Here is a 12398-nt window from a genome sequence, read left to right on the forward strand (position 1 = left end):
CATGGGGCGGACTGTGATCGTTACAGGAACCGGAAATAACGGCAGCCAGCCCTGGCATGCAGGAGGAATCCTGCAGCAGGGGAAAACAGAAGAAATCCAGCTGGCAGTGGGAGCTTTTGAGCCCACATTAAATGTACAGTTATGGAAGGATTATGAAGATGAGATGGAAATTTATCTGGAAAGTCCGTCTGGAGAACAGATTGGCCCATTATATGAACGGCTGGGCCCCCAGCGGCATCTGCTGGAAAATACAGAGCTTCTGATCTATTATGGAAAACCCGGTCCATATCAGCTGTCCCAGGAAATCTACATAGATTTCATTCCTGAAGGTAATTATGTGGACAGCGGTGTCTGGAAAGTTCTTTTAAGTGGAAAACATGTGCGTTCCGGCCAGTATTTCCTCTGGTTGCCGGGCGGAAATGTACTGAATCGTGGAACCGGGTTTTATTCTCCACGGGCAGTGGGAACCCTGACGATTCCTTCCACTGCTGGAAAAGTTATTTCTGTTGGAGCTTATGATTCCAGACAGAATGCCTACGCAGATTTTTCCGGAAGGGGAAGTCAGTTCCTGCCGATCCGGAAGCCTGACCTCGCAGCTCCCGGTGTATCCATCTCCGCCCCGGTTCCCGGCGGAGGCTACGCCACTGTCACCGGAACCTCCTTTGCGGCACCCTTTGTCAGCGGAAGCGCAGCTCTGCTTATGGAATGGGGGATCGTGAAAGGAAATGATCCGTTTCTTTATGGGGAAAAGGTGAAGGCGTATCTGAGGAAAGGCGCACAGAGTGTGGGCGGATATGAGGAGTATCCGAATGTGGAGGTGGGATGGGGACGGTTGTGTCTGGCAGAGAGTATCCCATACGGCATATCCTGAACATATAGAAACGGACAGGATTTTCAGATACGAGCCTTATGATCCTGACATTGATATGAAGATGAATTCAGTTACTGTCAGAGGTGCTAGTGCAAATATTGAAGCATTCACGCATAATGTAGATAAACAAAAACACAACTATAAAAAGAAGGAGGATAGGGTATGGGTTTATTTGATAAGAAGATCTGTGATATCTGCGGAGAGAAAATAGGTTTATTGGGAAACAGAAAACTGGATGACGGAAATCTGTGTAAGGATTGTGCAAAAAAATTATCACCATGGTTTGAAGACCGGCGGCACAGTACGGTAGAGGATATCAAACGTCAACTGGAATATCGTGAAAAAAACAAAAAAGCCGTAATGGATTTTTGTATAACCCGTCAGATCAATACCAGAAATTATAATGTTTTTATTGATGATAATAAGGGGAATTTTACTGTTGCACGGAAGCTGGATGTCAATGAAAATCCGGACATAGTTCCTTTATCCGCTGTTGTGCAGTGCAGAGTTGATGTAGAGCGACAGCAGAACGAGGAAACATATACAACAAAGGATGGAGAAACCGTAAGCTATCAGCCACCGGTATATAAGTATGAATTTGATTATACTATGCGTATTAAAGTAAAAACTCCATGGTTTGATGATATGGATTTTCGTCTGAATACTTTTTCCATAAGCAGCGATAACAGAGGCGAATTGATGGAAGTGGAGCAGACAGGTCATCAGATCATAGCCGCTTTGACACCAAATGCGGCTGGAATGCAGCAGTCCGGAATGAACATGAACAGTGGAATGCAGCAGCCTGGGATGAATATGAACAGTGGAATGCAGCAGCCCGGAATGAACATGAATAGTGGAATGCAGCAGTCCGGAATGCATATAAACAATGGAATGCAGCAGCCCGGCGGTTTGTGGAAATGTCAGTGCGGTGCAGAGAATACCGGAAGGTTCTGCGAATACTGTGGCCAGCCAAGACCATTTTGAGTGATGATAGACAGAGTGGACAGAATTGTTCACTCTGTTTGTGACAACAGGGTTGAGAATGGATGATTTATCTGAAAACTATATAATAAAATAGAGTTTTATAGTATACTTGTCACAGGGATGTATTAATGAGAGAGGAATTTTCATGACATACAATAAAAAAAGGGCACTGTCGTATGGAGGAATCCTGATAAGTGTATTTCTGGCGTATTTCTGCAGGCTGGGAAGACCGGAAAATGTTTTTATGAGAAATCTCGCAGATCAGTGTCGTAACTGTATTTATCTGGGAATGTATTGTGCCTGGGTGATTTATCTGGAAAAGCATGTAGTGCATAGAAAAACGCGCAGATGTCTGACTGCAATTGGCTGTCTGATGGTCTTCTGGTTTTTTGTACGGACAGTAAAATTTCATATTTTTCATGATCCGCTTGGAGAACATATCTGCTGGTATCTGTATTATATCCCGATGATCCTGATCCCGGTCCTTGGACTGGCAGCAGCGATGTTTCTAGGGGAAAAGGATGGAGAGAAAACAGTCAGAAAAATTATTGCCTTGCTTGCTTTTGCGGTGGTTTTGATCATCAGTGTTTTTACAAATGACCTGCATCAGCTGGTGTTTCGGTTTTCCGGGCGGCCTCCGTTTTCGGACAGAGATTACAGCTATGGTATTCTTTTTATAGTGATCCAGGGATGGATCATATTTTGCCTGATATGGATGGAAATTATGCTGATCAGAAAAAGCAGGATTCCGGGAAGGAAGCAATTTTGGCTGCCTGTCATTCCGGGAATATTGCTGCTGGGATGGAATATCGGGAATTTACTCCGTCTGCCCCTGATCAAAACAATTGCCGGGGATATGACAGCAGTATGCTGCCTTTTAATGGCGGCAATTTATCAGGGGTGTATATTATGCGGCCTGATACAGACAAATAATCGATATTTTGAATTATTCCAGACCTCCGGAGGACTGGATGCAGAGATTACGGATGATTCTTTTCAGCGTTATTATCATTCCGGTGATTTTCCGGAGCTGTCACCGGAACTGCGTAAAATTGTAATAAACAGATCAGCTGTACAGGAACAGGGAATCCGGATCAACCATATTCCTATAAGAGGAGGACATTTGTTCTGGTCAGAAGATATTTCGGTGCTTCTGGATCAGTATCAGGATATCAGGGAACAGCAGGAGGAGCTGACTGCCAGAAATCGTCTGCTGCAGAAAACCTATCAGAAAGAGGCTGAGCGGAGAAAAACAGAAGAACAGAACCGGCTGCTGAACATGATACAGAATCAGACAGCTGGGCAGCTGGAATTGCTGTCACAGCTGATGGATGAGCTGGAAAGAACGGAGTCAAGGGAACACTATGACCGGATCCTGGGAAAGATCGTGGTTGTTGGTACATATTTAAAGAGAAGAAAAAATCTGGTATTGACACAATATGCATCAGATGGAAATCTGCTTACGATGGAGGATCTCAGACAAAGTCTGGCGGAATCCTGTGACAGCTTAAAATTATGTAAGATCCGGGCGGCTTATTATGTCGAAAATGGTGAAGTGCAGCTGAATGCAGATGATATACTGAAATGCTATGATACCTTTGAATGGCTTGTGGAACGATTGTTTGATACAATGCAGTCTGTTTTTTATCGTGTGTCGCAGATCGATGATGCTCTGCGTATTTCAGTTCATATTGTAGCAGAAGAAGATCTGCGGGGATTAATGTCAGAAAGACCGGAATTAGATGTGCAGCAGGAAGATGAAAACGAATGGTTTATCGGATGTATCGTATGCAGAAAGAGAGGCGGAAGATGACTGATTTTGCGGAATGCAGTATGGCAATGCAGGATTTTCTGATGATCCTTCTTGAAATCTGCCTGATTCTGGAATTGATCCTTCTGTTGATAAGGATAACCTGTTTTTACGGGAAAAAGAAAATTATAACAGCAGTGACTGTTTTTGCAGTTTCTTTTATGCTTATGGGATCTCTGATGAATGATCACAGATATTGTCATGGGGAAAGCGCATATCAGCCAATGCTCCGGGGGTGTCCGGTCAGCGTTTTGATGGCAGCGATGGTGGTATTGGTGTTTTATCTTTTCAGAGCAATCTGGAGAGAGAGACGCAGATATCATCATTCTCTGTCTTACTGGTCTGTGAATGAAGCTGTTGATGATGTTCCCTGCGGGGTGTGTTTTTCGGATCCGCTTGGAAGGATCGTTTTGTGCAATACCAAGATGCAGGAGCTGAGCAGGATAATGACAGGCTCCTATCTGCAGGATTATGAGGTATTGCGGAAAGTAATAGATGGAGGATCCGAAGCAAAGGGACTTCGCAGATTAAGCAGCGACAGTAATGTATTTTATTTTCCGGATGCTTCCGTCTGGATGTTTCAGGAATATCGTCTGCAGGAGCCGGATTGTGCAGGATATCTGCAGACAGTGGCAGTTAATGTATCAGAAATTTATTACAATGGTGAAAAGATCAGAGCAAATAATGAAAAGCTGGAAATCCTGAATCATAAGCTGGAGGAAATGTATGAAAAAATAGGAGATAAAATAAGAGAGCAGGAGACACTTGCCATGAAAATGCAGGTTCATGACAATTTTGGCCGAAGCCTTCTGTCAATACGCAGGATATTGGAAAGAAAAGAAAAGCAGGATAAAATGGATAAACAGTTATCTGCATTAAAGCATCTGGTCTATATTCTTACAGATTCTTCTGTTGAGAATATGGAAGAATTATGCGCGGATACGATCAGGCATGCAGAAGAGCTTGGAATTTATGTTCAGATCAGCGGAAATTTACCTCAGCATCCCTCCTACAGGCTGCTGACAGACAGAGCGATCCGTGAATGTGTGACAAATTGTGCCAGACACGCCCATGGCAGTACGGTTCTGGTGAAGATAGACAAAGGTGCAAATGAATACAGCATCCGGATAACGAATGATGGAGATGCACCTGAAAAAAATGCAGAAGAAGGCGGTGGTCTGTCAGCACTGAGAAAAGCAGCGGAGTCAGAGAAATGTATTATGCAGGTTTCTTTTTCACCGGAGTTTTGTCTGGCGTTAAAAATGCCGCTGGCAGAAAGGATGGGAGTTTATGGTACGGATACTGATAGTAGAAGATCAGAGGATCATGCAGAAGTATTTTGAAAGTATTATTATGCGGGAACCGGAATTCCGACATGTTCAGACAGTTTCGGATGCCTGTGAAGCTGTAAAGATCTGCTCTTACTCGGCAATTGATCTTGTGCTTATGGATGTGCAGACATTTCATAATCATGATGGGCTGAGTGCTGGAAAGATTATTAGGGAAAAATATCCATATACAAGGGTATTGGTTGTTACTTCGCTGATCGATCCCAAGGTGCTGGAAAGAGCAAAGAGCGGATGTGCAGACAGTCTATGGTATAAGGATCACGGTGAAGAGGAAATACGGAGTGTGATCTACAGAACGTTAAATGGGGAGCATGTATTTCCGGATGTGGCACCGGAGGTGGAACTTAACTGGATCACAAGCGGTGATATCAGTCCCAGACAGCTGGAGATGCTGCGCCTGTATATTCACGGGATGTCATATTCCGAGATCGCAAGGAAAATGGACTGTTCTGCTTCTGGGGTGAGATGGAATTTTCAGGAAATGATCGCCAAGGCGGGATACAGCTGCAAAGAGGATCTGATAGCAGCTGCACTGGAAAGTAAACTGATCGTAACCACACTGAAATAGAAGATCCACAGAATGCAGAAACATATTCGGACAGAGGAAGTTTGGCGTGAGCTGACGGAGCATTCACAAATATAGCATAAGATTTTGAATAATAGGAAAGAGGAAACAGACATGAGTGATTTTTTGACAGAAAAAAATAAAAAAACAGGAATACTGGGGAAACTGAAATGGGTTCTTTGTGGCTTTTTTATACTTTTTTCCCTGGGAGCTATTGGCGCATCGGAGAAGTATATTGGTGAAGGGCGCTGGGGAATGGCAGCAACAGAGATCATACTTGGATTGCTGTTTCTGTATCCGACCTTCCGGGAGATACAAAAAACATTAAAGAAGAAAAAAGCCGGAGAAATCGCCTGCTGGTTTGAATCCTATGCTCAGAATACCGTCTCATTTGAAAAGCTTGAGCAGGAACTGGGAAAAGGTGCAGTGAAAAAGCTGGAAAAATTTATTGCCGGGGGATATATCCGGAATATCCAGATAGACAGAGAAGGAAATTATATTATGATCACTGCACCGAACAGACGCGTAAATGAGAAGATCTATATTACAGTTACCTGCCCCAGCTGCGGTGCAAAGAATCAGGTAATAAAAGGTCGTCTGAGCACCTGTGAATATTGCGGACAGCGTCTTACTCCATGATAAAAGACACCTTTCGGATCTGTCCTGTTAAAGGTAAGATCCTTGTGCAATATGCTCAATGCATAAAAAGGATATTTTATAAACAAAATTATATAAGTTGCATATAACTAACGTATGTAACATAACAGAAGTTGTACAAATATCTGTACATCCATAGATAATTGGGATGAAATCATAGAATAAATTTATAAAAATAGCTAATAAAACTGGATAATATGTTCAAATTATGGTACATTTATTGTAGCGGTCAGAGGAAATACTGCGGCCTTTTTTTGGACCGGGATTTTCGAAGGGCTGAACAAATAACATAGAACTTATTTATTTGGTTTTATTGTTTCTTTCCTGGGAGTGCAGAGAAGGAGGGAACGGATAAGAGCAGATAATCATAAGGATATAATCTTTATAAGGAAGGTGAGCAATTGGAAAACTATACTAAGTACAAGCTGAAAAGCAGTGATGAGCTTGCATCAGTGCTGAACGGCAGGGACAATCTGTTTGTAATCGCCTGTAACAAGTGTTTCAAGGAATTTGAGACCGTTGACGAACCGGATTGCGAGGAATTCCTGAAATTTGCTGCGGAGCAGGGAAAAACCGTCACAGGCAGTGCGAAATTCGATTTTCTGTGTAACAAGATGCACACAGAAAGAAAATTACAGGATCTGCTTCCGGAAGGTACAGAGAATGTAGTTGTGATCTCCTGTGGTCTTGGTATCCAGACAGTTGCGGATCTGGCAGGCAAGCCGGTGATTGCAGCAAGTAATACCCTTAACTACAGAGGACATCACGGCATGGCACTTACCAAGAAGAGCTGCGATGCATGTGCACAGTGCTATCTGAACATTACCGGAGGCGTCTGTCCTATCGTCGACTGTTCAAAGAGTCTTGTCAATGGACAGTGCGGCGGAGCAAAGAACGGTAAATGTGAAGTAGACCCGAATAAAGACTGTGCATGGGAAAAGATCTACCAGAGACTGGCAAAACAGGGCCGTCTGGAAGAGTTCCTGAACCAGCCGGTACAGGTACGTGATTACTCCAAGGTTAACTTCAAGGTGATCAACGATTACGTGAAGTCTATCAGAGAAGACAGACTGAACGGATACTATGGCGGCGTTCATCCGTCAGAGCACAAGGAATTCAGCGAGCATATCGCACTGAAGAAATTCCCGGATCCGAAGACTGTAGTGATCTCCATGTCCCAGCATCTTGGTGCACCTGCCAACCCGATCGTAGAGGTAGGCGACACTGTAAAAGTCGGACAGAAGATCGGCGAAGCTGCCGGATTTATCAGCGCACCGGTACACTCCAGTGTAAGCGGAACCGTAGTTGCCGTTGAGCCACGTATGCATGGCACAAGAGGCAGTGAAGTCATGGCTGTTGTCATTGAATCGGATGGAAAAAATACTCTGCACGAATCCGTACAGCCACATGGTGACCTGGATAATCTGACTCCGGATGAGATCATTGAGATTGTAAAAGAAGCAGGAATCGTTGGTATGGGTGGTGCAGGCTTCCCGACCTGTGTTAAACTGAAACCAGCCAAACCAGTTGATACTATTCTCCTCAATGGATGCGAATGCGAGCCATATTTAACAGCAGACCACAAGGTTCTCCTTGAGTTTGCAGATGACATTATTTTTGGCCTGAAAGCGATCCTGAAGACAACAGGTGCCGAGAAAGGTATCATTGTCATTGAGGATAACAAGCAGGATGCCATCGAATTAATGCAGGAAAAAGTTGCCGATATCGGAAATATGGAAGTTTTTGTTGCAAGAACCAAATACCCGCAGGGTGCTGAGAAAACTCTCATTAAGCGCGTTATGGGAAGAAAGGTTCCGAGCGGCGGTCTCCCGGCAGATGTTGGCGTTATCGTAGATAATATCAGTACTGTAAAAGCAATCTCCGATGCAATCCAGAAGGGTATGCCTCTGATCGAGCGTGTTACAACAATAACAGGCGAGAAGATCAAGAATCCTGGCAACTTTATCATCAAGATCGGTACCAGCGTAAAAGAACTGATCGATTACTGCGGCGGATTTACAGATGACGATGTTTTGGTCAAGATGGGCGGCCCGATGATGGGATTCCCTCTGAATACTCTGGAAGTACCTATGATGAAGGGCTCCAACGGTATCATCGCCATTGATACAGACGAGACCAAAGAGCAGCCATGTATCAAGTGCGGACGCTGCGTGGACGTATGTCCGATGGAACTTTCTCCTCTGTATTTCGTAAAATATGCGAAAGAAGAGAACTGGCAGGGCATGAAGGACATGAATGTCATGGACTGTGTTGAGTGCAGATGCTGTCAGTATATCTGTTCTTCCAAGATTCCGATCATTAACAGTATCAAAGCCGGAAAAAATGCAGTAAGGGGGATGAAGTGATATGTTGATTACCCAGTTAAAAGCAAAAGAAACTATCGTATCACTGGCAGCCGGAAAGAAAGTTTTTATCATCAACTGCCATGGATGCAAGGAAGTTCGTTTTCCGGAAAAAGAAGCTGTTGAACTTCAGAAGGAGCTTTCCGCTGAAGGAAATGTGACAGGGATCATGACAACGGATTATATCTGTAATCCGGAAAATATGCAGTTACGTCTTCAGAAACATATGGATAAGATCAGGAAAGCGGATCTGGTCCTGGTATTCTCCTGTGGTGTTGGTGTACAGACCATCGCAGAATATCTGGAAGACAAGATGGTATGCGCAGCCTGCGATACATACCCGGTACCTGGTTTCCAGGGTGTAACACCGTTAGAATATAAATGTGACCAGTGTGGTGAGTGTTATCTGAACCTTACCGGCGGGATCTGCCCGATCACAGCATGCTCCAAGAGTCTTGTCAACGGCCAGTGCGGCGGTTCCAAGAATGGTAAATGCGAGGTGGACAGTGATATGGAGTGTGGATGGGAGCGCATCTACAGACGTCTGAAAGAGATCGGACGCCTTGACGCACTGAAATGCCCGACACAGATCCATAATTTCGCTACAGATGATGAAGTGAAATAATAAGCAAAGATTTATTAAGAAGCCAAATTAAATTATGATACGGTTCATCGGAAATATTCCGCAATGTATGTTGCAGAGCAGGTGGACCGTACCCCAAATTTTAAATGATTGGAGCAAATATAATATGAAAATGAAAGAATTATTCGACCGTGGTGAATTTGTAGTTTCTGCAGAAGTAGGACCGCCAAAAGGGATCCATGTAGATGAACTGGTAGAAGAAGCCAAAACTTATCTCAAGGGCGTTCATGCAGTCAATGTAACAGATAACCAGTCTTCGGTTATGCGTCTTGGATCTCTTGCAATGTGTAAAGTTCTCAAAGACGCCGGAATGGATCCGATCTTCCAGCTTGCATGCCGTGACAGAAACCGTATCGCACTGGAGTCTGATCTTTTAAGTGCTGCTATGCTTGGTATTGAGAACATCCTCTGTCTGACAGGTGACCATACGAAGATGGGTGATCATCCGCAGGCAAAACCGGTATTCGATCTTGATTCTGTATCTCTTCTTCATACAGTACAGCTTCTCGAGTCCGGTGTAGATCTTGGAGGAAACCAGCTGGTTGGTGAGCCTCCGAAATTCTCCAAGGGTGCCGTTGTATCTCCATGCAGCGATTCCGTTGACGCTCAGCTTGCAAAGATGGAAAGAAAGGTTGCTGCAGGTGCAGACTACTTCCAGACACAGGCTGTATTTGAGCCGGAGAAATTCATCAAATTTATGGAAAAAGCAAAACAGTTCGGAAAACCGGTACAGGTTGGTATCATCATTCCGAAGTCTGCTGGAATGGCTAAGTTCATGAACAACAACGTTGCCGGCATCCATGTTCCGGATGAGATGATCGAGGAGCTGAAAGCTGACAAAGAGAAGACAAAAGCTGGTATCACAGGTGTTGAGATCGCTGCACGTATCATCAAAGAGTGTAAGCCATACTGCCAGGGTGTACATATCATGGCACTTGGATGGGAATCCAAGATCCCGGCACTTCTGGAGCAGGCTGAGATCTGATCAGAACGATTGCTTTATAAAAAATAACCAGAAAAGCTGTCCGGAACCGGATGCAGGAGATGCACACCGACCGGGCAGCTTTTGTGTAAGAAAAAGCTTCTTTATACGGAAAAACTCTTCGGGAAGCCTGCGGGATCCACAGCGGAAGAATTCTAGCTTAAGAGGTAAAGAGACGATGGAAAGTATTATTATCGGGATCGCCGGAGGGTCAGGCTCCGGCAAATCTACATTTACAAACAGACTGAAGAAGCATTTCGGAGACGATGTGGTGGTGATCTATCATGACAATTACTACCGCAGACAGGACGGAATTCCTTTTGAAGAACGTGTGAAGGTGAATTACGATCACCCGGATTCACTGGAAACCGATCTTCTGGTCGAGCATCTCAAAGAACTCAGGGAGGGCAAAACCATCCAATGTCCGGTATACGATTACAGTCAGCACAACCGCTCCGACAAAGTGCTGAAGATCGAACCAAGACCGGTCATTCTGGTAGAGGGAATCCTGCTTCTTGCAGATCCCCGTATCCGAGATCTTCTGGATATCAAGGTTTATGTGGAAGCAGATGCAGATGAGAGGATCTTAAGACGTATCTCCAGAGATGTGGAGGAACGTGGACGGGATTTAAACGGAATCATCGATCAGTATCTTACCACAGTAAAACCGATGCATTATCTGTACGTGGAGCCCACACGGGCGAAAGCAGATATTGTGATCAACAGCGGTAAGAATAATGTGGCCTTTGATCTGTTTGTGTCAAAAATCGGGCAGCTGCTGAAAGAACTGAAAAAATAATAAGTAAAATAAAAAGCATGTCATACTCTAGGACAGAGCGGATCAGATTGTATCCGTCTGGCTGTGTATGACATGCTTTTTTGACCGGTTCAGGTGAATATGTCTGTATTCACACGCTCTGTGTAAATTTCTCTACATAATATAAAGCTGCACCAATGGCAGGTGTATACTGCCCGTGGGTGCCGACCAGAATCTGGCTTCTGTCCAGGGTGAATGGTGCGTCTGTGTTGATGTGTTCTAACAGATAATTAATATCTTCTTCTGTAAAATAAGGTGCCAGATATCCGCTGATGATGATCGGTGCATCGATGATCAGGTTCAGATTTTTCATGGCAAAGGCCAGATGGTTCAGATAATCTTCCCAGTGCTCAGCAAGCCGGGGGGATTTTTTTTCGCGGAGCAGAGGGAAAAATTCCTTCACAGGCATCCCGGCAGACTGTTCCAGAGCGTTGGCAGAGCAGTAGGTTTCCAGACAGCCATGGTTTCCGCAGTAACATAAAGGGCCGTCAGGATTGACGCACATATGCTCAAGGGTTCCGCTGTGCATGGAACTTCCCTGATGAATTTGATGATTGGTGATAATGGCGCCGCCCAGGTTTCGGTTCAGAAGGAACACGACAGCACTGTCAAGCTCCGGGTGATTCCACAGCTCCAGAAAAGCAGCGGATTTGGAATCATGTTCCAGATGGCAGGGGTAAGGAAGATGCCGGGAAAAATCCTCCAGTTTCATTCCGGTATTGTTCATGATGTTTCCGTAGATCACAGTGGAATTATCCGGAGAAGTGATCCCCTGTGTGGCAATGGAAATACCCAGGATCTTTTCATTCGGATAGTGATTTTCTGCGATGAATTTTCGTACTTTATCGGTCAGCTGTCTGTAATATTCTTCTGTGTTGGAATAGGGAAGAGCAATGGTTTCTGTATAAAAGGCATTTCCATATAAGTCGATTGCTGTGATATGGAACATGTTTTTCAGGATCCCGATTCCAATGGAAATCCGGAAATCCGAGACGATCTGGATGGCCTGGGCCTTTCGACCACCTGTGGAATCAAAATATCCGTTTCTGTCAATAAGCCCTTCTTTTTCCAGCAGGTTCAGGTTCTGGCTTACGGTGGAAAGTCCCATCTGAAGATCCTGGACGATCTGCATTTTGGAAGTCTGGTGTGTTTGGTATATATATTGGTAAACCTTGGAGCGGTTTATTTTCTTTAAATTGATGGTGGTTAATCCTTTTTCACTCATGAGATTCTCCTGATAAAAGTAATTATAGATATGTTTAAGTCGTGACATGCTCCCACCACTTAAATCTTACGATTTTGAAGTGGGGGCTTCCTGCTCGATTACCCTTTAGGGCAAAGCTAAAACAGGCTATCC

At 44.4% G+C, this 12398-nt stretch carries 11 protein-coding genes; 10 read left to right on the forward strand and 1 reads right to left on the reverse strand.

The window, feature by feature from the left end; all coding sequences use genetic code 11:
- Window positions 1-13: 13 nt before the first annotated feature.
- The 10 genes from EAI83_RS06225 to udk all read left to right on the forward strand — a co-directional run bounded on the left by EAI83_RS06225 (window position 14) and on the right by udk (window position 11023).
- Window positions 14-871, forward strand: coding sequence for a S8 family serine peptidase (locus EAI83_RS06225; RefSeq protein WP_243113451.1), 858 nt, complete (start codon window positions 14-16; stop codon window positions 869-871).
- A gap of 162 nt (window positions 872-1033) precedes the next feature.
- The gene (locus EAI83_RS06230; protein ID WP_129974781.1) at window positions 1034-1855 is read left to right on the forward strand and encodes a DUF4428 domain-containing protein; all 822 of its coding nucleotides are present in this window, start codon (window positions 1034-1036) and stop codon (window positions 1853-1855) included.
- A gap of 145 nt (window positions 1856-2000) precedes the next feature.
- Window positions 2001-3668, forward strand: a complete 1668-nt coding sequence (locus EAI83_RS06235) for a histidine kinase N-terminal 7TM domain-containing protein (protein ID WP_129974782.1) — start codon at window positions 2001-2003, stop codon at window positions 3666-3668.
- Window positions 3665-5008 (forward strand): sensor histidine kinase, encoded by a 1344-nt coding sequence (locus tag EAI83_RS06240; protein WP_243113452.1) that lies wholly within the window; start codon window positions 3665-3667, stop codon window positions 5006-5008. The genes EAI83_RS06235 and EAI83_RS06240 overlap by 4 nt, the downstream gene beginning before the upstream one ends.
- On the forward strand, window positions 4956-5582 hold the full coding sequence (locus EAI83_RS06245) for a response regulator transcription factor (RefSeq protein ID WP_021976348.1): 627 nt from the start codon (window positions 4956-4958) through the stop codon (window positions 5580-5582). Before EAI83_RS06240 ends, EAI83_RS06245 begins: the two co-directional genes overlap by 53 nt.
- Before the next feature lie 111 nt (window positions 5583-5693).
- Window positions 5694-6218: a hypothetical protein gene (locus EAI83_RS06250; protein WP_118061908.1), complete on the forward strand. Its 525-nt coding sequence runs from the start codon at window positions 5694-5696 to the stop codon at window positions 6216-6218.
- Window positions 6219-6637: 419 nt separating this feature from the next.
- Window positions 6638-8602, forward strand: a complete 1965-nt coding sequence (rsxC, locus tag EAI83_RS06255; protein ID WP_129974784.1) for an electron transport complex subunit RsxC — start codon at window positions 6638-6640, stop codon at window positions 8600-8602.
- 1 nt (window position 8603) lies between these two features.
- On the forward strand, window positions 8604-9224 hold the full coding sequence (locus EAI83_RS06260) for a methylenetetrahydrofolate reductase C-terminal domain-containing protein (RefSeq protein ID WP_129974785.1): 621 nt from the start codon (window positions 8604-8606) through the stop codon (window positions 9222-9224).
- A 124-nt stretch (window positions 9225-9348) separates the two neighbouring features.
- On the forward strand, window positions 9349-10227 hold the full coding sequence (locus EAI83_RS06265) for a methylenetetrahydrofolate reductase (protein WP_015526188.1): 879 nt from the start codon (window positions 9349-9351) through the stop codon (window positions 10225-10227).
- A 175-nt stretch (window positions 10228-10402) separates the two neighbouring features.
- The gene (udk, locus tag EAI83_RS06270; RefSeq protein WP_021652753.1) at window positions 10403-11023 is read left to right on the forward strand and encodes a uridine kinase; all 621 of its coding nucleotides are present in this window, start codon (window positions 10403-10405) and stop codon (window positions 11021-11023) included.
- A 109-nt stretch (window positions 11024-11132) separates the two neighbouring features.
- On the opposite strand, the gene EAI83_RS06275 is transcribed toward udk, so the two are convergent.
- Complete coding sequence (locus tag EAI83_RS06275) at window positions 11133-12266, reverse strand: ROK family transcriptional regulator (protein WP_129974786.1); 1134 nt, start codon at window positions 12264-12266, stop codon at window positions 11133-11135.
- Window positions 12267-12398 lie beyond the last annotated feature (132 nt).

It is taken from the genome of Blautia sp. aa_0143 (assembly GCF_004167315.1).
GTDB lineage: Bacteria > Bacillota > Clostridia > Lachnospirales > Lachnospiraceae > Blautia_A > Blautia_A fusiformis.

What these genes read in the sequence shown, in the direction of transcription:
- EAI83_RS06230 (WP_129974781.1), top strand. Translation starts at nt 1,034, where the DNA reads ATGGGTTTATTTGATAAGAAGATCTGTGATATCTGCGGAGAGAAAATA.
- EAI83_RS06235 (WP_129974782.1), top strand. Translation starts at nt 2,001, where the DNA reads ATGACATACAATAAAAAAAGGGCACTGTCGTATGGAGGAATCCTGATA.
- EAI83_RS06240 (WP_243113452.1), top strand. Translation starts at nt 3,665, where the DNA reads ATGACTGATTTTGCGGAATGCAGTATGGCAATGCAGGATTTTCTGATG.
- EAI83_RS06245 (WP_021976348.1), top strand. Translation starts at nt 4,956, where the DNA reads ATGGTACGGATACTGATAGTAGAAGATCAGAGGATCATGCAGAAGTAT.
- EAI83_RS06250 (WP_118061908.1), top strand. Translation starts at nt 5,694, where the DNA reads ATGAGTGATTTTTTGACAGAAAAAAATAAAAAAACAGGAATACTGGGG.
- EAI83_RS06260 (WP_129974785.1), top strand. Translation starts at nt 8,604, where the DNA reads ATGTTGATTACCCAGTTAAAAGCAAAAGAAACTATCGTATCACTGGCA.
- EAI83_RS06265 (WP_015526188.1), top strand. Translation starts at nt 9,349, where the DNA reads ATGAAAATGAAAGAATTATTCGACCGTGGTGAATTTGTAGTTTCTGCA.
- udk (WP_021652753.1), top strand. Translation starts at nt 10,403, where the DNA reads ATGGAAAGTATTATTATCGGGATCGCCGGAGGGTCAGGCTCCGGCAAA.
- EAI83_RS06275 (WP_129974786.1), bottom strand. Translation starts at nt 12,266, where the DNA reads ATGAGTGAAAAAGGATTAACCACCATCAATTTAAAGAAAATAAACCGC.